The following is a 19,379-nucleotide window of genomic DNA, read 5'->3' as shown; positions in this document are numbered from 1 at the left end:
TCCTTGCATCCAAAATTTGGCTCAGTCGAGCTGCGTTTATTTAATTTTCCTTGAAAAAATAATACAGCCGGCAGCCAGCAGCACCCCTGGCTGGTGAGGAGTTTTGCCGCCAGTGCGCCTGTCCTGACGCCACCGGAAAAGATTTCTTGGAGAGGCGTGCCGGTCGGGACGCGCAAAAGCTGGGGTTCGACCGCTATCTCTGCGAAAAGGCAGTGCCGGCACCAGATGGGGATTCAAACCAACATGACTGCGAAAATAGAGCGGTGCGCAAGTTCCCAAGCGGCTGGCGCACAGAGGGCCGGTGTAAAAATTTGGAAACCCGTTTTTTATGAAAAGACGGATTTCTCTCATATCATTTGCCTTTAAAAGCAGCAAGACTCGCTTGTGGACTTCTGGCGAGGGGCAAAAATTCTTCGTTTTTTCCCAGGCTTGCTGCATAAGGCATTTCCCATGCCCTATGCCCTAGGATCTGTGCCCAAAAAGGGGGTTCCCACCACAAGTGCGGGAGAGGGAGCGAGATACAGACATCGGCTTGCCGGTGGGCAAACTCCAGCCCGAAGGGCAAGTCCAAGACTTACCGCTCCAGGTGTTGGAATTCTGGAGGCTCAAGATTCCTTGGCAAAATTTGCCCCGGTTCCCGCCCCACTGGCTGTTGCTGCGCTCTCGGTTCCTGGCGGAGTGCCGGGCAGCTCCAAGCAATAGCCGGCACCGTAAACCGTCTTAATATAGCGGGGGTGGCGGGGGTCAGGTTCGAGCTTGGTTCTCAAGTGCCTAACATGCACCCGGATGGTTTCTATGTCATCGTCTGGATCGTAACCCCAGACTTCCTTGAGAATTTCGCTGGGCGAAACGGTTTGCCCGTGGCGCTGCAGCAGACAGTGCAGCAGTTCAAACTCCAGATGAGTCAACTTGACAGTCTGGTCGAACCAGATCGCCTCAAATCTTTCGGGGACGAGGGTCAGGGGGCCATAGTTGAGAATTTCGGCGTGCTTGGCGGCTTGCGGGATGCGGTCGGTGCGCCGCAGCAGGGCTCGCACCCGCGCCAGCATTTCTTCGACTTCAAACGGCTTGGTCATGTAATCGTCCGCACCGGCGTTGAAGCCCTCTACCTTATCCTGGGTTTGGCCCAAGGCGGTGAGCATGAGGACGGGAATGTCGGCGGTGCGCTCATCTCGCCGCAGGCGCTGGCAGACGGTGAATCCATCCACCCTGGGCAGCATCAGGTCGAGCATGATCAGGTCGGGTATCAGTTGCAGCGCCAGCGCCTGTCCTTTGATGCCATCTTCGGCTTGGCTGACTTCATAGCCAGCCATTTCCAGGTTGACGGCTACAAGTTCCGAGATGGCGGGGTCGTCGTCGATGACAAGTATGCGGGGCATCATTAAAAAGTTTGACTGCAGTGTTTTTTTAAGGTTCGTTGAGAACCTTTTCAGGAATACTAAGATTCCTGTCAAAATTATAAGCAGATTCTTAATTATTTCCAAAGTCGGCCCAGTCGGGCCCAGCCCCTGCTGCCAGCCGCAGCGCCAGCCGGCGCTTCCCCGACCTCGCCGCGCCCCTCCCGGAAGCTAGAGCCGGCAAAAAGACCTAGACGCTTTCTCCCGCCTTGATTTCAGGGATTTTGGCAACAGAGCGGCCTGCCGGCGGCCCTACCTCTAGGGGGCCCGTGGCCGGCTGCCCGATATCACGCATCTAATTTGCGTTTTTTACAATCCGCAGGAAGCCATCATGCGGTCAAAATAACCATTTATATACGATACTAAAATATTCTCCCTATTGTTAAGCTTTATAAATTTGTGCTAGTTAAATGTTTATAAACGCCATCCGGTCTGGCAGCAGATGTATAAGCCAGCAGGAGGCAGCAGGAGATTTTTAGCTATGGCGCATTGAATTTGCACTGCCCATCTCTATTCTCTCGTTCCCAGCTCAAGCTGGGAAGGCAATCTGGAGGATCTGCCCCCTTTCAACGGAAAAGCAGGTTAAAAGCTTAACAGCTTAGTTTTGAATCTGTAGAGCAAAAATTTCGCCTGTGTTAAGAATTCTTAACATTTCCTGGCGGGCCGGCCCGCATCAAGGGGCGGAGTGGCGGAGGGATTTCCAGCCTGGCGGGACTGGCGGTCCGGCGCTGGCGAGCCTGTATGAAATCGGCGTTTGGCCTCCCCCAGGCTCGCGGTTCTGATTTAGGGAGTGGTGAGAGCGGCTTTCAGGCTGTGGCAGAACTGGCCGATGGCCAAGAGCCCTTCTGCCGGCGGGCCCTCTGCGAGGCGTTTGACGAAGGCGCTGCCGACAATTACGGCGTCTGCCCCCCAGTCTTTTACCTGACGGGCTTGTTGGGGATCGGAAATGCCAAAACCGACGCCAATCGGTTTATCGGTGAGAAGCCGCATCTGGGCGAGTATATCCTGGACTCGCGATTGCACTTGGGAGCGCATGCCGGTGACGCCGGTGACGCTCACCAAGTAAATAAATCCCCGCGACTGGCGGGCGATGGCTTCAATGCGCTCTCTGGGACTGGTGGGAGCCACCAGCAAAGTCAGCTCAATTCCGAAGCTATCCGCCTGTTGCAGCAGGGCGTCCGCTTCTTCTAGGGGCAAGTCGGGGACGACGAGCCCCCGGACGCCGGCACCGGCAATTTTCTGCAAGAATTTCTCTGTCCCCAAGTTCAAAATCGGGTTGTAGTAGGTGAACAGAACAATCGGCGCTCGCAGTGCCGGAACCGTGCCGGCAAGCATTTCCAGCACCCCATCTATGCGGGTTCCCTTAGCGAGAGCGCGGGTGGCTGCCGCTTGAATCACCGGCCCGTCCGCCAGGGGGTCGGAGTAGGGAACTCCCAGCTCAATCAGGTCGGCACCGCTGCGGTCGATCGCGCGCAAGGCTTCAGCGGTTGTCTGCAAGTCCGGATCGCCGGCGGTGATAAACGGGATCAGGGCGCACTCGTTTTTTGCGCGCAGGGATTCAAAGCAATGGGAAACCGAATTCATTCCAATAACTGTTAAATTTTCTAATTTTTCAGGCTCTAGACTGGGAGAGGGTTTTAACGTAACTGTTAAGCCCCGCCGGCGGCCATAAACCGGATTTCTCTTGAAGCTGTCTTAAGATTTTAAACCGGCCAGCACCAAGAAACCCGGTTTCTCTGAACACTTACTGCTTTTTTGCGTCAGGAGACGCCTCACTTTCCTTTTCCCGCTCAATTTCTGCTTGCAGCTGTGCCAGCTGTTCTGGCGTCAGTTCTTCGAGGCGCTTTTGCAAAACCGCTGACTCGTACTCTTTCAGCTGCTGGTTGTAGGTCATGTTCTGAGTCACGGCGCGGAATAAATAGGTCAGCAGCCAGCCGATTAACCCGCCGACTAAAAACACTTGGCTCCATATCCCGGCATTTGCGCTGTCAAGACCGGCAGCCTGCAAAGCCAGGTACGCCAAGCCGCCTGCAGCAAAAATACCCAGGCCAATTCCGATGATGTCAATTCGTCGCATCTGGTTGGGGGCGTTGGGACGTGAATTTTGAATCCTGAATTCTGCATTATAGCGGTTCTCCGCTGGATTGAGGACGCCCCAGAAAACCGGTTTCTGCAAGAAACCGGGTTTCTGGACACCGCACTCAGATCGAGAAACGCTGTATAATTGAAAATTCAAAATTCACAGCCCAACCGCATTAGGTGAGCTGCCGGCGCTGGGGGCGCAGGTTCAAAAAGGGGCTGAGCAGCAGCAAACCGGGGAAGAAAAAGAACACTAGGAAGTACATGAAGGCCCGCTCAAAGGAGCTAGCCACATACCAGCGTTTTTGCAGGTAAATAAACAGAGCGAAGGGAACCACCAGCAGGTAAGCTCCACCCAAAATCACATACAGGAGCAGCGCAACTTCCATCCCTTGAGAACCCACAGCTGAAACAACTAGATCCGCCAGTCAGGGCACCGGCACCGGCCCAAGAGTGGGCGCACGCCCGATGAAGGCGCTCGCAGAAACTGTGTCCCCAGATCGGGTGCCGGTCTTGACCTGCCGCCACTGCTGGCCTCTTGGAGGGTGCCGGTGTCCTGAACTTTTTTATTGTACCGCCCCACCGGCTCGCGGGGAGAGGGTTTTTGGCCGGAGAGCGCTGGCCGCCGGCTGGCCCGCTCTGGGGGCGCGCCTCAGGGAGTTCTGCCGCTCAACCCCTTGCATAAATATCCTGTTTGTGGTGAAATAAGAAAAGTGAGGGAATCGCGCTATCTGTGCGAGTGCCTCAGTCAGCCCAATTGGGGGGGCGTGGCGGAATGGTAGACGCTACGGACTTAGACAGCTGAGCCTTGGAGGAGAAATCCTGCAAGTGAACGCTCTCAAATTCAGGGAAACCTAAATCTGGCCACAGATAAGGCAATCCTGAGCCAAGCCGAAATCATGGCCCGGTGTCGGGAGCGGGGACGCGAGTGAGTTGAGCTCAAAACGCGCTCCCTGCGGTAAGCCGATCCGCGCGCCTGTCGGAAGGTGCAGAGACTCGACGGGAGCTGCCCTAACGTGAAGTCGAGGGTAAAGGGAGAGTCCAATTCTCAAAGCCGGCGGGCAATTGCCCACCGGCAGCAGCGAAAGCTGCGGGAGAGTGAAAATCCGTTGACCCGAAAAGGTCGTGAGGGTTCAAGTCCCTCCGCCCCCATGAAAATCCAGCTCCCGCCCGATCTGGAGATCGGGCGGCCCGCTGTTGCTTATTTTTTTGTTGCGCCGGGGGGTGCCGGCGCAAGCTATTGTGCATTTAATTTGTGCTATCCATCTCTATTCCTCGCTCCCAGGCTCCGCCTGTTAACGGGCCGCCGGAGGCTCTGCCCCCTTTTTTAAATAAGCATATTAAAAGCGTAAGAGCTTAACATCAGGGTGCGTTAAGACCGCACGCTGCGCGCTAGTTAGGGGGCGCAAAAAATGGCAGTTAAAAACGCTGAAACTGTTTCAAAGATTGAGTCCAGTGCCGGCACATCCGTCTGGCTGGCAGAGAATGTTCAATTCTGATACATTTACGCGACATTTATCCGGTAATCTCCGGACAATGCAACGATGGCCCTATCGCCATCAAAGACGATAGAGGCGGTATCCCGCAAAGCTTTCAGGAAGCTCCCAAAAGCGCCATTCCAGCGCAGAGGTTTCCGTGAGGGCGGAGATCCGGGAAGAATCAGCCCCGAAACGCAAGTCGCACCGGCACGGGCTGCCGGCGCTTGGGCCTAATGAATTTGCCAGAAATTGCAAGGGTGGCAGCCGGTTTGTTCCGTGAGGAAAGCGCTTTGGCGAACCCTGGGAAACCCGACCGCCCTCTCAATCACAAGCGTGAAAGCCGCTGTGGCGAATGCAAGTGGGCTGCGGTTGCTAAGCCACCGCTGCCATCACTGATCAGGGAATTCATTGAGCCGCGCTTTTAGCGCGAGCGTCTGGTGCGGCGGGGACATCTGCCGGCTGCCTCGGGATTGCTAGGCAGCATCCGCATCTTCTGCGCGACTGCGGTCAACTTGTTTGAGATGAATGTGTTTGCGTCCCAAGGTGATTTCAAATTCATCTCCGGGCTTGAGTTCCATCTGTTTGGTGTAAGCTGCGCCAATCAGGAGGTTGCCGTTGGACTGGACGCTAATCCGATAGCTGGCAGTGCGTCCGCCACGGCCTTGTCCGCCGCCCTTGCCATCGAGCTCGATCCCCTCGGCATCGATCAGGGCGTTGAGGAACTGCATCATATTGACGCGCTCTATGCCATTTTTGGTGATGGTAGAGTAGCCGCAGGCTTTGGCTTTTTCTTCTTTGCTGAGGTTCCCGAGCTCTCTAACTCGCTGCAGGAGCTCCTCGCCGGTTAGTGGGTCGGTCTTCTTGTCCTTAGTCATCTTGTCTGTTACTTCTCAACAAGTGGTGTACAGTAGTCTATCTTAGCTGACCTTTGGTAGAAAAAGAAACTATAGTTTGATGTCAGCTTGTGAAACTATATTACGCCAATTGGGTTAATGGGTTCACTGGCTGCCCCGATCTCGGTTGAGCTGCCATGTTTCGGGCAGCGTCCGGGCGGTTGGGGGAGCGATGGATCACCCTTGCGGGCGAGTCAGATCCTGGCTGCCGGTCGAGGTGTGGGAGAGCGGCTATCTTGAAGAAGCTAACGAGCTCATTCATGCCGGCTCGCACTCATGTCGAATCGCTCCCTAATTCCTTTCGGCTGTGCTGCCGGTCAGATCCTGGGGGCAATAGCCTCAATACCGATTGAGCCAATTGAATCGATCGCCGGCAGTGGCAGCTGCTTCAGGCCGACAGCTGATTATATCAGATGTAACGGATGGGAGAAGAGGGAAAGACGGGGTTGAGCCGGCAGCGGAAGACGCAGTGAGGACCGCCCTCACCCCCCAGGCGACACAACCCTCACACCTGTCGCGCCCTCCCAAAGCCATTGCGGGGAAAAAATCGATAAGCTCACCAGAGGATCTGGAGGCGCACTTGAAGCCGGCTGCCCTCCGCCTCGGATAAACTCAAGTATGCTGTAACTGGTGAGGTAAGAATTCCTAGGTTGACTGCCGGCATGAAGCTAACCACTCGCGGACACTACAGCGTCAAGGCGCTGCTCGATTTAAGCATGCAGCCTGAGTATGGCCCTGCGCCGGTGAGAGCGATTGCGCAGCGCCAAGACTTACCGGCACCCTACCTGGAAAAACTGCTGATTGAAATGCGCCGCGCCGGTTTAGTCCAGTCGGTTCGCGGCGCTTCTGGGGGCTACCAGCTGGCAAAACCGCCGGCACAAATTTCCCTCGGACAAATACTGGAAGCTGTGGGCGAAACCATTGAGCCCCTCTCCGGGTACGCTCCCGACAGCGAGCAAGCTGGGGACTGGGTGACCTTTACCCTGTGGGAACGGCTGCACCAAAAACTCAAGGAAGCGCTGTACAGCATTTCCCTCGAAGACCTCTACTACGACGCCCGCAGCAGGATCGCCGCCCAAGGAGAAGAAGCCCGCTTTGTTATATAAATAAGGAGTATATAATTTTCCCGGCACCAGATGGCAACAGTGGATGAACCTGTAACCTGTTCAGGCGGCTGTCACTGCGGCGCAGTTCGCTTCCAGGTGATTGTTGACCAGTACGAGGCGGTGGAGTGCAATTGCTCTATCTGCACAAAAAAGGGCTTTTTACACTTAATTGTGCCGGCAGAGCGCTTTACCCTGCTCCAGGGCGAAGATGTGCTGGCGACCTACACCTTCAACACCGGCACTGCCAAGCACAGGTTTTGCCGCATCTGCGGCATTCACGCTTTTTATCGCCCCCGCTCCCATCCAGACGGTTACTCAGTGAACGTGCGCTGTCTCGATGGCGATCAGCTCTCCCGATTTCGCATTACGCCCTTCGACGGCGCGAACTGGGAGCAAAGCATAGAACAGCTGCGGGCGCAGGGCTAATATTTTAAGGACGGACGCACGCACTGCCGGTTTTAGATCCCGCCAACCCCCCTTAAAAAGGGCGGCTAAGATTGTGCCCCCTTTTGTAGGGGCGCGTCCCGCCACGCGCCGTCTGAAGGGATGGAATCCCAATCAAGTCTGGTGATTTTACCGCAATATACCGTTGCGGGGGGGAGGGAGAAATTAGTCCCGGCAATTGGCCAAACATGATAGAATCCCCTATCGCGCCCCCAAGAATAGCTCGCCCCCTTGTCTGGGGTGACCGTCCCCAAATCCCCAAATACCGGCCCAAATTACCCCTTCCCACTCCCCAATGCCCAGCGCCCAATTCCCCATTTCCCATACCGTTTTACTGCTGGCGGCTTTCCTGGATTATCTTGTCGGCGACCCCTGGGGGTGGCCACATCCGGTGCGGGTCATGGGGTGGGCGATTAATCGCTACACGCAGCTTATATTTAAAACGTGTAATCGTCCGCGAACGAGACGGTTTGCCGGTGCTGTCCTCGCTACTGGACTGCTCGCCGTTTCTGGGGCAGCCGGCTGGTTAATCGCTGCTGTTTCCTACCGGCTTTCTCCTGTGTTGGGCGTCGCCGCACAAAGTGTCCTTCTCGCGAGCTGTTTTGCCGGTCGGAGTTTGCGATCCGCCGCTCTTGACGTTTTGCAACCCCTGGAAGCGGGCGATTTGCCGGCGGCGAGAGGCCGGTTGAGCCTTTATGTGGGGCGAGACACAGAAAATCTCTCCGAGCCAGAAATCCTCCGCGCTGTCTTGGAAACGGTCAGTGAAAATGCGGTGGATGGCGTGACTGGGCCCTTATTTTATGCCATTCTCGGGTTGCTCGTGCCAGCCTTGGGCAGCGTTCCCCTCGCTCTAGCATACAAGGCTGCCAGCACTCTCGATTCAATGGTCGGCTACAGAGAGGAACCCTTCACCCATTTGGGATGGTTTAGTGCTAAGATGGAAGATGCCCTAACTTGGCTCCCCTGCCGGCTCACGGTAATTACCTTGGGGCTGATTTCTGGGAAACTCGGCTATGTTTGGCAGGTGTGCCGGCGGGACGCGATAAAAGACCCCAGTCCCAACTCTGGCTGGAGTGAGTGTGCCTGCGCCGCCATTCTCGGCGTGCAGTTGGGCGGGACGAACTATTACCGGGGAGTGGCAAAACACAAGCCCTTACTTGGGGATGATATTAATCCTATCACACCGGCTGTCATTCGTCAAGCCTTGCGGCTAAATCGGTGGTGCTTTCTGAGTTGGTTGGGAGTGGCTGCTGTGGGGTGGGGGCTGGTAGCAATTTTGGATTTTGGATTTGGGATTTTGGATTGAAAAAGGCGGCAGGAAAGCCTTTTCCGCCACAGGAAAAATCCTATCTATAGCGTTTATCATATTAGTGAGGTACTGAGAAACCCGGTGAGGGTAGGGGCGGTGCGGCACACGGAGACCGCCCCCTTCCAGGGTCCTGCGGCGTACTTCATCCAACTGAGAGCCGCTATATAGCGTTTCTCAGATTAGTGAGGTACTGGGAAACCCGGTTTCTCCAAGAAACCGGGTTGCTGGGCCATAGTTCATCCAGCTGAGAGCCGCTATATCTCAACTTGGCCTTAATAATTAGCAAGAACTGTAGGGCACGTTCCCAGTGCACCTTCCTGGAGATAAGGCGATGAGTTTTGCTATATTTGACGAAGCTTTCTATCTAAAAAGTTACCCCGATGTTGAAGCCGCTGTCAAGGCGGGGGCTTTTCAATCAGGCTTGGAACACTTTCAAAAGTTTGGGCTGCGGGAACGCCGGGTGCTGGTGTCACCGCTGTATGACGAGCGGTTTTATTTGCAAAAAAACCCCGACGTAGCGGCGGCGGTGGCGGCGGGCGGTTTCAGTTCTGGGCTAGAACACTATATCCTGTTTGGGGAAGCAGAAGGTCGAGCGCCGAGTTCATTATTTGATCTGGGGTGGTATCTGCGAAGATACCCCGATGTGGCGGCGGCGGTAGCGGCGGGCGATTTCAGTTCTGGGCTGGATCACTACAGGCTTTTCGGGGAAGCTGAAGGTCGTTCTGGCACGACTTTCAATGAATTTGGCTACCGCGAGGCCAACCCCGATGTGGCGGCGGCAATTGCGGCGGGCGCTTTTAAATCGGGCTTAGAACATTATAGCAAATTCGGACAATTTGAAAACCGCACTGGTGTTTATTTTAGCGGCACCAGTGGGAATGATACCGTAACTGGCTTTGGCAATCAAGATACCCTCTGCGGAGTTGATTTGTCTCCCGGTTCCTGTGTTATTGGCGGCACTCCCACCGGCGGAGAGTGTCTGGATTTTCGGAGTTTGGGTGTGAGTGAAGCTGATGTGCTGATTGGCGGCAGCGGAAACGATACATTCGTTCTGGGCAGTATTGCCAATTCGAGAGTTTACACGCCTCTGAGCTTCTATACAGGTGCCGGTGATGCGGACTTCGCTATGATTGAAAATTTTGCAGTCGGAAAGGACAGGATTCAGCTAGCCGGTTTCGATATCAGTGACTATCTCTTCCAGACATCTGAGGGAAATGTTAATATTTATTACGCTTTCAATGGGGGGTTCGGAGCTGCACCCTCTCCGGATCTCGTTGCTGTTGTGCGGGGGGTGACTTCTCTGAGTGAGAGTGATGGGAGCATCTATTTAGTGTAGTAGCGTTCCGCTTTGCGGAACGCACCCTACTTTCTCATCACCTAAGTTGTGCCTGAAGTCGGCGGAGCGGGGAAAGCCGCCTTCCCAGGCAAAGGCTGGAAGGGGAAGCGAGGGGAAAACCGCCCTGAAAGCAGTCTCCGTGGGTGGGGCACAACCGCCCCGTCTGGGCGCATGGAAAAACTTACGGATTGTAAGTTGCAACTTGAGTTATAATATAAGTGCGTAACCCCGGGGGCGTTCGCACAATCAGTGGAACAGCAGGGGCGCTATCCACGTCTTCTTCAAGAGAGCAAGGGCGCGTCTTTTGAGCGCCGGTTCAGCCGTCTCGCCCATTAAACGAATTGAGGTTGAATATGAAAGCTGGGATAATTTTGAGTGCCTTTTGCCTTTTGGCGCTTTCGGCGTCTGCTTCAGCGGCTAGCCCCAATACTTCCAAGCTCAAGTGCATCGGCACCGAGCCTTTCTGGGGCGTCGAAGTGGAGGGAAACATGGTGCAGTTCAGCACGCCGGAATTTTCGGGCAACAAGGCAAAAAAATACTGGGGCGCTCAAGTCACTACAGCAAGGGGAGCAATGGAAAATACTGCCTTCCAGGTGCGGGCGTCGCGCAACAGCGGTGCCGAGAAGATTGTCCTCTCGGTGATTAGAGCGGCGAATAATAGCTGTATCGATGGCATGTCCGACAATAAATACTCCCATCACGTCTTGGTGAGCCTGGAGAATGGTACGCTCTACAGGGGCTGCTGTCAGAATAAGTGACCGGCAAGTATACATAAGGATACTGAAAATTAAGAAACCCGGGAGTCTTAAATAAACTTAGTTACTCAGGCTGGCTGCGTTTTTATTCGCCCACTGAAAGTGTCCGTTACAGCGGAAGTTTTAGCTCAAGTATCGGGTTAAAACGAGATATCTGCGAGGGGCAAAGATTATCTATTAAACTGGCCCCACCCCTACAATAAGATTCCCAGGGACTTGACAGCAGACAGTCGGGTGCGTTCCTCTGGAACGCACCCGACTTTACATTCATCGCACAATAAGCTATAATTTATAGTTTCCAAAAAAATGACTGCCGAGTTGCCACCGGCACTGGGGTGTGAGGTGCGGGCGTTGAGATGCGCCTCAATCGAGGGGAAGCGGCTTGCAGAGCGCAAAATCCTCCTCGCCTCCCGTGCTATAATATGAAATACCGTTGATTAATAATTCAGGCATCAGGCCGGCGCGGGCGGGGTTACCTGCGGGAAGCCAAGCCAAACAGGCTGCCTTTGGGAAGACTCAGGGTTTGCGCCCTGCGGTTCAATAAAAACTGTAGCGGTTCTAAGTGAGTTGTGAGAATTCTTTGAATCAGAAACCGCCAAGACGCCTTAGACGCGCCAGCGGCTTCCCGCAGGGTAGAGCGCCAAGGAAAGAACAGGCAGAGAATTTCACAAATCATTTAGAAGTGCTGGACAGGTCAGGAGAAAAAGTTAACAGTTATTCAAGTTAGGTATTTGGTATGTCCCCAACAGTGGTAGAAATTCTCTCAGCTGAGGAGTTGCGCCGTACTCTTACCCGCCTGGCTTCCCAGATCGTCGAAAAGTCTGGCGATCTGTCCGATCTGGTGCTGTTGGGCATTTACACCAGAGGTGTGTGCCTGGCTCACTTGCTGGCGCGTCAAATTGAAGTGCTCGAACAAGTCCAAGTGCCGGTGGGCGCTCTGGATATCACGTTCTACCGGGATGACTTGAATCAGATTGGCATGAGAACGCCGGCAAGAACAGATATTCCCTTTGACCTCACGGGCAAAATGGTCGTGCTTGTCGATGACGTGATTTACGAGGGGCGCACGGTTCGCGCCGCGTTAAATGCGGTCAATGAATATGGCCGGCCCGATGCCATTTACCTGGCGGTGCTGGTAGATCGGGGGCATCGCAAGCTGCCAATTCACCCAGACTTCACCGGCAAAAAGCTGCCCACTGCCAATGAAGAACAGGTGAAGGTTTACTTACAGGAGATAGATGGGCGAGATGCGGTGGAGCTCATCAAATAAGGGCGCGAGGATAAGGGATAAAGTGCCAGCGGTGCTGGGGTGCGCTCTTTAGCTGACGCCAGCCAAGAGCGACCCAACCCAACCGGCCTGTCAAAATTCCAGCGCCAGCGAGTGACTGGGGGGCTGCCGGCAGGTAAACTAGATCAGGAGTCTTTTTATCAGCGTTTGTCTGAACTACTACCTGTGAATTCGCCCAATAGCCAACCGGCAGAAACCCAAAACCGCAAAGCCGACCACCTGCGAGTTTGCCTCGAAGAGGACGTGCAATTCCGCGAAACCACCAGCGGGCTGGAACGCTACCGCTTCACCCACTGCTGCTTGCCAGAACTCAGCCTCAGCGATATCGATCTAAGCACCACATTCCTCGGCAAACAGCTGGGTGCGCCGCTGCTGATTTCTTCCATGACCGGCGGGACAGAACTCGCCAAGACAATTAATTACCGGCTCGCGGAAGTCGCGCAGCATTATAAAATTGCGATGGGCGTCGGTTCCCAGCGCGTGGCGGTGGAAAACCCCTCGGTTGGCGATACCTTTGCGGTGCGAAAAGTCGCCCCGGATATCCTGCTGTTTGCCAATTTAGGCGCGGTGCAGCTGAATTATGGCTACGGCATTGATGAGTGCCGGCGAGTCATTGACTTGCTGGCAGCGGACGCCCTAATTTTGCACCTCAACCCCCTGCAAGAGTGCGTCCAAACCAAGGGCGACACCAATTTTCGAGGGTTGCTTGACAAAATATCTAAGTTGTGCTATAAGTTGGAAGTGCCGGTGATTGCCAAAGAAGTCGGAAACGGCATTTCCGCAGCAATGGCCAAGAAATTAATCGATGCCGGCGTTTCTGCGATTGATGTGGCCGGTGCCGGCGGGACATCCTGGGCGAAGGTGGAGGGGCAGAGGGCCAAAGACGCCCGCCAGCGCCGGTTGGGAGCCACATTTGCCGACTGGGGGCTGCCCACCGCCGAGTGCGTGACCGGCATTCGCGCCGTCGCGCCGGCGATTCCCCTGATTGCCTCTGGGGGATTGACCAACGGCTTGGACGCCGCCAAAGCGATAGCGTTGGGTGCGGACATGGCCGGTTTGGCACGGCCATTTTTGCAAGCCGCCGCTGAATCCGAACAAGCTGCCGGTGAGCTGGCGGAGGTCTTAATTGCAGAGCTGGCTACAGTGCTGCTGTGCGCCGGTTGCGCCACACTCTCCGAGCTGAAAGACTCTGGCGTTTTGCAGCGATTAGGATAGAAGCGTAACGGGTATTGGGTGTGGGGGGTTGGGGAGTTGGGCGAAAGCCAGCGATGCTGTGGCTGAATTAGCAATTAGCAATGAGCAATTAGCGGAGAGTTTTAATAGAAAATATAAATACTCGCGCAGGCTCCAAACTCCCTCACTCCCGCACCCGCACTCTTGCCGAGGATGTTTTCAATGCGTGATTTCCTGAAATACACATTTGCCAGTTTAGTGGGAAGCCTGCTGGGACTGGCGCTGATTGCCAGTCTGGGGATTGGGGGGCTAGTCATGCTAGTGATTGCCGCCGCCTCCAAAGACAGCGGGCCAAAAGTCGAAAACAAATCCGTGCTGGTTTTCGACCTGTCCGCCAACATTACCGACAGCAAGCCGGTGGCCACAACCAGTGAAGCGATTGAACAAGCGCTTTCCGATGAAGATAGCGAGAGCATCACCCTGCGGGCGGTGCTGGACGCTCTGGACAAAGCCAGCCGCGACAAGCGGATTGTAGGCATTTATCTCCAGGGCAGCAGTGCCGGCACCAGCGCCGGCTTGGCCACCCTAAAAGAGGTGCGCGAAGCTCTGGAGCGGTTTCGCGCCACCGGCAAAAAGATAGTCGCCTACGACGAGGACTGGACAGAGGGAGAATACTACCTCGGTTCCGTGGCCAACACCATCGCCATCAACCCCCTCGGTGCGATGGAACTCAACGGTTTCAGCTCCCAAACCATGTTCCTCACCGGTGCCTTGCAGAAATACGGCATCGGCGTGCAAGTGGTGAGAGCCGGCAAATACAAAGCTGCAGTCGAGCCCTTCGAGCGCACCCAGCTGAGTCCGGAGAACCAGCTGCAGACTCAGAAAATGCTCGACGACTTGTGGGGCGAGTTCCGCAACACCACCGGCAAGCACCGGCAGCTGAACCCCAAACAGCTGCAAGCGATAGCAGACAGTGGGGGGCTGCTGATGCCGCAAGAAGCCCGCCAGCGCCAGCTCGTCGATAAGGTAGCGTACTTCGACCAAGTGGTTGCCGACCTGAAAAAGCTCACAGGCAAAGACTCTGAAAGCCAGTCATTCCGGCAAATTAGCCTGAGCGGCTACGCCAAAGCAGTGCAAAACCAAAATCAAACCGCTTTCCGGTCAAAAAACCAGATTGCCGTTGTCTACGCCGAGGGCGAAATCGTCGATGGCGATGGGGGCGGCACACAGGTGGGCGGCGAGCGCTTGGCCAAACAGCTGCGCAAGCTGCGACAGGATAAAGATGTCAAAGCCGTAGTGCTGCGAGTCAACAGTCCGGGCGGAAGCGCCACAGCGTCTGAGGTGATTCAGCGAGAAGTCAAACTGACTCGCAAAGAAAAGCCGGTGGTTGTCTCTATGGGCAACGTTGCCGCTTCCGGCGGCTACTGGATCTCCACCGATGCCGACCGGATTTTTGCCGAACCGACCACCATTACCGGTTCGATTGGCGTATTCGGGCTGCTGCTGAACGTGCAAAAGATAGCCAATAACAACGGCATCACTTGGGATGTCGTGAAAACCGGCCCCTATGCCGACACTCAAACCGCTGTCCGCCCCAAAACCGAGCGCGAGCTCGCCATCTACCGCCAGATGGTGCAGCAGGTTTACGAGCAATTCTTAAATAAAGTAGCCGAGTCTCGGAACATGCCCAAGCAAACCGTAGCCCAGATTGCCCAAGGGCGGGTGTGGTCTGGCGCGGAAGCGCAGAAGATTGGCCTGGTGGATAAGATCGGCGGCATCCGAGACGCCATCGCTGAGGCTGCCACACTGGCCAAGCTGGGGGACGGCTGGCAAGTGGAAGAGTACCCGAAAACCCGCAGTCTGGAAGAGCGGATTGTGAAAAAACTGCTGGGCGCGAAGGCTGCCCCTTCCGGGGTGCGGCTCGACCCGCTGACGGCTGAGTGGGAGCAACTCAAACAGCAGGTGGCCATTCTCAGCCCCCTGAACAACCGCTGGGGCATCTACGCCCGCTTGCCCTACAACTTCCGGATTGACTGACCGGTGGGGATTTGGGCCGGGATTAGGGGATTAGGGGATTAGGGGTTTAAGGTTGAGGGGTTAGGGTTTAGGGTTTAGGGTTTAGGGGGAAGCCAATGCCCAATCCGGGCATCCCAAATCCGGACATCCAAAATCCGGGCATCCCAAATCCGGGCATCCAAAATCCGGGCATCCAAAATTGCCCCTCACTCCCCTTCTTCCTTGACGATCTTGGCGTCAATGCGGTTTACCCTGTACGCGCACCGGCGATCTCCTTGCATGATATGCTCCACCCGCTCCACGGTCACTGCTGTCCCCAGCACGGTTTTAAACACCTCCAGCTCGCACCGGCACAGCAACTGGCAGGTGCGAGCCGCTGCCTGAACCGGACAGTGGTTTTCCACCAGCAGCAGGCTGCCATCGGGCTGTGCCATGACTTCTGCCATGTAGCCTTCTTGAGTGCGAAACTGCGCCAGTGCGGCTACCGCATTTTGCCAGCCGCCGCCACCGGCAGCCGGCGCTAGTCCCGACTGGTAGTTTTGCACCTGCCGGCGGGTGCGCTCGCAGAGCAGTTTTTCCAGTCCCGCTGCGCCAAACACGGTTTCGACGCTTCGCAGCAAGTCAGCTATCAAGTCTGCGTGGCTGTCGGGAAAGAAATGTCGAGCTGCCTCGGTTAGCTGCCACAGTTTAATCGGTCGCCCTTTTGTCCGCCGCTGTTCTTTATAGGCTACCCACTTTTCGGCTTGCAGCGCCTGTAAGTGCTGCCGCACCGCCATCGGAGACAGCTGCAATTCTTTGGCTAGGGCGGCGGCACTCTGGGAGCCGTGTGTTTTCAATAGGTGCAGAATTTGGTTTTTGGCTTTTTGTCTCTCCCCCATACTTAAAAAATGTTTAAGAAACCTCTCTTTAAGCTTAGCTTGCCCTAAGAGCGACCGTTGGGTGAACCGATAGTGCCGGTGGCTTGGGGGGTGAGGGGGAGAAAGAGCAAATTTAATGTTGGGCAATTCACCGGAACCCCTCCCTTAGGAAATAAATTAATCAAACGGATTTGATAATATTTATTTCCGGGGTCAGTCAGGTCTGCCGCCAGTGGGCAGCAGCAGTCTCTGCAATCAGCGCTGCAAGAAAGCCGGCTTTACTGGCGGTGAGGCTGAGAGAGTGGGCAAAAGTTCCTAGAAAAGGATTGATTGAATAAGCTGCCGGCGGTTCAATCCCAACCTTGACGTGAAGTACGAAACTCGGCTATTATGGAAGCAAGAAAAACAAAGCCAGCTCTCCTGGAATAAGGTAGCGAGCAATTTTTCTGGAATTCACATCCTTTACCTCTCGCAACAAGCAGGAAGCAGAGCTTTCAAACCTTCGTTCCCAGGCTAGCCGCAGGGTTGCATTAGCACAAGGGAATGAGAAATCATCTGCAGCGAGAACTCTGCCACCGGCAGATAGCGTCAATAAACCTGCGGCTTCAGGCAACCGCCCCCTCGAGTGCGCTGGCAGCGCGACGTATATGCAACAAGGTGCTGACCGATTCCACACGGCTTGCAGTATTTTCCTGCTGTGTTTGGCCACAACCGGCCCCCTCCGCGCGCAAATTGTCCCGGATGCCACCCTGCCGGTGAATTCTGCCGTGACGCCAAATGGCACCACGAGTGCGATCGCCGGCGGCACAGCAGCCGGTGGCAATCTCTTCCACAGTTTCAAGGAATTTTCTGTCAAAACCGGCACGACGGCCCACTTCACAAGCGCCCCCGAAATTATCAACATTTTGGCGCGAGTCACGGGGTTGACAGTTTCCAATATAGATGGTATAATAAGCGCCGACGGCAAGGCGAACCTATTTCTCATCAACCCCAACGGGATTATTTTTGGCCCGAATGCCCGGTTAAATATTGGCGGTTCGTTTATAGGCAGTACCGCCAGCAGCATCCAACTGTCCGATGGCAGCTTTTACAGCGCTGCCAGCCCGCAAGCGCCACCCCTGCTGACCGTGAGCGTGCCTGCCGGCCTGCAGTTTGGGCCAAATCCGGGAGCGATTCGCGTCCGGGGTGCCGGTCACACGCTAAGCGTGGCCGATCCATTTTTCTCCCCAATCGACAGGAGTGCGGCGAGCAATTCCGGTTTGCGCGTCAGCCCCGGAAACACACTCGCCCTGGTTGGGGGCGATATCGCTATAGAAGGCGGAGTGCTGACTGCGGAGGGAGGGCGGATTGAGCTCGGCAGTGTTGGCGGGGGTGCGGTCAGCCTCAGCTCGAGTGCGGGGGTGCCGGCGCTGGGGTATTCTGGGGTGCAAAGCTTTCGGGATATTCGCCTCTCCCAGCAGGCGCTAGCAGACGCCAGCGGCACAAATACCGGTGGGGGTGCCGGTGGGGGTGCGGTGGCGGTGGCGGCGCGGCGCATTGAGGTGCGCGACGGTTCGGCAATCTTGATTCAAAACCAGGGGAGTCAAGCCTCCGGAAGCATCACTGTTTCCGCTTCCGAGTCTCTGGAATTGGCTGGAACTACCCCAGATGGAAGGATTCGCAGCATCTTGCTCAATGAAAATCTGGGACTGGGGAAAGGCGGGGATATTGCGGTTTCAAGCCGGCGTTTGGTTCTTGAGGGGGGGGCACAAATCGCCACTAAAACCTTCACGTCAGCGGCGGGAGGCAATATCACTGCGCTCGCTTCAGAGGAAGTGCAATTAATGGGTTTCTCACCGGTAAACCCTGTACTGAACAGCCTGATTAGTGCGGGAACTTTGAGTTCAGGGACGGCAGGAAATATCGCTATATCAGCGGGGCGGTTGAGAGCTGCCGGCGGGGGGACTGTGGTATCTGGAACCTTTGGGACGGGAGCCGGTGGGAATGTGAAAATTCAGGCCGCAGACTCGGTAGAAGTCACCGGAGTAATACCCTTTATTTTAACGCCAAGCCTTTTGGGATCTGCAAGTCTCGGTCAGGGAAATGCCGGCAGCGTGACGCTCGACACGTCAAGGCTGACAGTTCGGGATGGGGGGAGGGTCGATTCTTCGACTGTAGGGAGTGGTTCGTCCGGAAGTCTTGCCATCAACGCTTCGCAGTTTGTAGAGGTGAGCGGTTCGGTGCCGGGCTCTCGCAATCCCAGCCAGGTGATTTCTTCTGCCAATCTTGCAGATCCGATATTGCAGCAGACATTCCGACTGCCGGCTGCGCCTTCTGGAGCTTCTGGAGACGTGAGGCTTAACACACCTGTTTTGATTGTGCGAGATGGGGCTCAAGTGACGGTGAAAAATGATGGCTCAGGAAATGCCGGCACGCTCAGGGTGAGTGCCAACTCTATTTTTCTCGACACTGAAGCTGGCATCACAGCATCAACCGCATCCGGTTCAGGGGGCAACATTAACCTGCAAGTGCGCGACGCCTTGCTGCTGAGACATGGCAGCTCTATCTCTGCCACTGCCGGCGGCACCGGCAATGGGGGCAACCTGACGATTGACGCTCCGGTGATAGCAGCGCTGGAAAATAGCGACATCAGCGCTAATGCCTTTCAAGGTGCCGGTGGCAATATCCAAATCAGCACCTCTGGCATCTTTGGCACCCAGTATCGGGTTGCGCCCACCGCAGAAAGTGACATTACTGCCAGTTCGGAGTTTGGGGTTTCTGGCACGGTGACAATCTCCAACCCTGAGGTAGATCCGAGTTCGGGATTGGTGGAATTGCCGGCAAACTTAACCGATCCTGCAGGGCAAATTGTCACTGGCTGTGCGGCGGATAGGGGGAACAGATTTTCAGTTAGCGGGCGGGGCGGTTTGCCGGAAGATCCCAGCCAAACACTCAGAGGCGCGACGCTTTGGTCGGATGTGCGCCCTGTGCGCACAAGCTTTGCTTCTGTTGTAGAACGCCGAATCTCGTCTTATTCTGGGGAGAATTACCAATCGCCAATTGTAGAGGCTACCGGTTGGGCGATTGACGAGAGAGGTAGGGTGCGGCTGGTGGCGAACTCTCCTGATGTTACTCTGCAAGAAGGGTGGCAAAAATCTGGGAGATGTGGGGGGGGAAAAACCGCCAAGACGCCCTAGACGCGAAGCGGCTTTCCCAAGGGTAGAACGCCAAGGTAAGAGAGAGGATTTCACAAATTATTTAGAACTGCG

20 protein-coding genes are annotated in these 19,379 nt (G+C 55.6%); 10 read left to right on the top strand and 10 right to left on the bottom strand.

The window, feature by feature from the left end; translation table 11 throughout:
- Positions 1–36: 36 nt before the first annotated feature.
- From OSC10802_RS0101870 to OSC10802_RS0101825, 7 genes are all read right to left on the bottom strand, one after another.
- The gene (locus OSC10802_RS0101870) at positions 37–438 is read right to left on the bottom strand and encodes a hypothetical protein (protein WP_017715090.1); all 402 of its coding nucleotides are present in this window, start codon (positions 436–438) and stop codon (positions 37–39) included.
- 167 nt (positions 439–605) lie between these two features.
- Entirely contained in the window at positions 606–1,379 is a 774-nt protein-coding gene (locus OSC10802_RS0101865) for a response regulator transcription factor (protein ID WP_017715089.1), read from the bottom strand.
- 801 nt (positions 1,380–2,180) lie between these two features.
- Positions 2,181–2,981: a tryptophan synthase subunit alpha gene (trpA, locus tag OSC10802_RS0101855; protein ID WP_017715086.1), complete on the bottom strand. Its 801-nt coding sequence runs from the start codon at positions 2,979–2,981 to the stop codon at positions 2,181–2,183.
- Positions 2,982–3,141: 160 nt separating this feature from the next.
- Complete coding sequence (locus tag OSC10802_RS0101850; RefSeq protein ID WP_026098081.1) at positions 3,142–3,474, bottom strand: DUF3007 family protein; 333 nt, start codon at positions 3,472–3,474, stop codon at positions 3,142–3,144.
- Positions 3,475–3,652: 178 nt separating this feature from the next.
- On the bottom strand, positions 3,653–3,865 hold the full coding sequence (gene ndhL / locus OSC10802_RS0101845; protein WP_017715084.1) for an NAD(P)H-quinone oxidoreductase subunit L: 213 nt from the start codon (positions 3,863–3,865) through the stop codon (positions 3,653–3,655).
- A gap of 26 nt (positions 3,866–3,891) precedes the next feature.
- Positions 3,892–4,059 (bottom strand): hypothetical protein, encoded by a 168-nt coding sequence (locus tag OSC10802_RS48585; RefSeq protein WP_155967308.1) that lies wholly within the window; start codon positions 4,057–4,059, stop codon positions 3,892–3,894.
- 1,368 nt (positions 4,060–5,427) lie between these two features.
- Entirely contained in the window at positions 5,428–5,829 is a 402-nt protein-coding gene (locus OSC10802_RS0101825; RefSeq protein WP_017715080.1) for an AbrB/MazE/SpoVT family DNA-binding domain-containing protein, read from the bottom strand.
- A gap of 394 nt (positions 5,830–6,223) precedes the next feature.
- Between OSC10802_RS0101825 and OSC10802_RS0101820 the strand changes: the two genes are divergently transcribed.
- The 6 genes from OSC10802_RS0101820 to OSC10802_RS0101790 all read left to right on the top strand — a co-directional run bounded on the left by OSC10802_RS0101820 (position 6,224) and on the right by OSC10802_RS0101790 (position 10,800).
- Positions 6,224–6,457, top strand: coding sequence for a hypothetical protein (locus OSC10802_RS0101820; RefSeq protein ID WP_017715079.1), 234 nt, complete (start codon positions 6,224–6,226; stop codon positions 6,455–6,457).
- Positions 6,458–6,509: 52 nt separating this feature from the next.
- Positions 6,510–6,953 (top strand): Rrf2 family transcriptional regulator, encoded by a 444-nt coding sequence (locus OSC10802_RS0101815; RefSeq protein ID WP_017715078.1) that lies wholly within the window; start codon positions 6,510–6,512, stop codon positions 6,951–6,953.
- 30 nt (positions 6,954–6,983) lie between these two features.
- A complete protein-coding gene (locus OSC10802_RS0101810; protein ID WP_017715077.1) occupies positions 6,984–7,379 on the top strand; it encodes a GFA family protein in 396 nt (131 codons plus the stop codon).
- A gap of 313 nt (positions 7,380–7,692) precedes the next feature.
- Positions 7,693–8,703 carry an adenosylcobinamide-phosphate synthase CbiB gene (cbiB, locus tag OSC10802_RS0101805; protein ID WP_017715076.1) on the top strand — a complete coding sequence of 337 codons (1,011 nt, stop codon included), beginning with the start codon at positions 7,693–7,695 and terminating at the stop codon, positions 8,701–8,703.
- Positions 8,704–9,037: 334 nt separating this feature from the next.
- Positions 9,038–10,042 (top strand): calcium-binding protein, encoded by a 1,005-nt coding sequence (locus tag OSC10802_RS0101800; RefSeq protein WP_017715075.1) that lies wholly within the window; start codon positions 9,038–9,040, stop codon positions 10,040–10,042.
- Positions 10,043–10,395: 353 nt separating this feature from the next.
- Positions 10,396–10,800, top strand: coding sequence for a hypothetical protein (locus OSC10802_RS0101790; RefSeq protein WP_155967305.1), 405 nt, complete (start codon positions 10,396–10,398; stop codon positions 10,798–10,800).
- Positions 10,801–10,991: 191 nt separating this feature from the next.
- Here the strand turns inward: OSC10802_RS0101790 and OSC10802_RS48580 are convergent, their stop codons facing one another.
- Together OSC10802_RS48580 and OSC10802_RS0101785 are read right to left on the bottom strand one after the other, a co-directional pair.
- On the bottom strand, positions 10,992–11,192 hold the full coding sequence (locus OSC10802_RS48580) for a hypothetical protein (protein WP_155967303.1): 201 nt from the start codon (positions 11,190–11,192) through the stop codon (positions 10,992–10,994).
- A 77-nt stretch (positions 11,193–11,269) separates the two neighbouring features.
- Entirely contained in the window at positions 11,270–11,473 is a 204-nt protein-coding gene (locus OSC10802_RS0101785; protein ID WP_017715072.1) for a hypothetical protein, read from the bottom strand.
- Between the two features lie 60 nt (positions 11,474–11,533).
- Between OSC10802_RS0101785 and pyrR the strand changes: the two genes are divergently transcribed.
- From pyrR to sppA, 3 genes are all read left to right on the top strand, one after another.
- Positions 11,534–12,067, top strand: a complete 534-nt coding sequence (gene pyrR, locus OSC10802_RS0101780) for a bifunctional pyr operon transcriptional regulator/uracil phosphoribosyltransferase PyrR (RefSeq protein WP_017715071.1) — start codon at positions 11,534–11,536, stop codon at positions 12,065–12,067.
- A gap of 183 nt (positions 12,068–12,250) precedes the next feature.
- Positions 12,251–13,300 (top strand): type 2 isopentenyl-diphosphate Delta-isomerase, encoded by a 1,050-nt coding sequence (fni, locus tag OSC10802_RS0101775; protein WP_026098079.1) that lies wholly within the window; start codon positions 12,251–12,253, stop codon positions 13,298–13,300.
- A 180-nt stretch (positions 13,301–13,480) separates the two neighbouring features.
- Positions 13,481–15,295: a signal peptide peptidase SppA gene (sppA, locus tag OSC10802_RS0101770; RefSeq protein ID WP_026098078.1), complete on the top strand. Its 1,815-nt coding sequence runs from the start codon at positions 13,481–13,483 to the stop codon at positions 15,293–15,295.
- 185 nt (positions 15,296–15,480) lie between these two features.
- Here sppA and OSC10802_RS0101760 read toward each other — a convergent pair whose 3' ends face one another.
- Entirely contained in the window at positions 15,481–16,152 is a 672-nt protein-coding gene (locus tag OSC10802_RS0101760; protein WP_017715067.1) for a helix-turn-helix transcriptional regulator, read from the bottom strand.
- A 626-nt stretch (positions 16,153–16,778) separates the two neighbouring features.
- Here OSC10802_RS0101760 and OSC10802_RS38260 point away from each other — a divergent pair.
- Positions 16,779–19,307, top strand: coding sequence for a beta strand repeat-containing protein (locus tag OSC10802_RS38260; RefSeq protein WP_017715066.1), 2,529 nt, complete (start codon positions 16,779–16,781; stop codon positions 19,305–19,307).
- The last annotated feature ends 72 nt before the right edge of the window (positions 19,308–19,379 follow it).

The sequence above is a fragment of the Kamptonema formosum PCC 10802 genome (genome assembly GCF_000332335.1).
Taxonomy (GTDB): domain Bacteria; phylum Cyanobacteriota; class Cyanobacteriia; order Cyanobacteriales; family Oscillatoriaceae; genus Oscillatoria.
The sequence above is the reverse complement of the archived record's forward strand: the minus strand, read 5'-3'. Positions and strand labels throughout refer to the sequence as shown.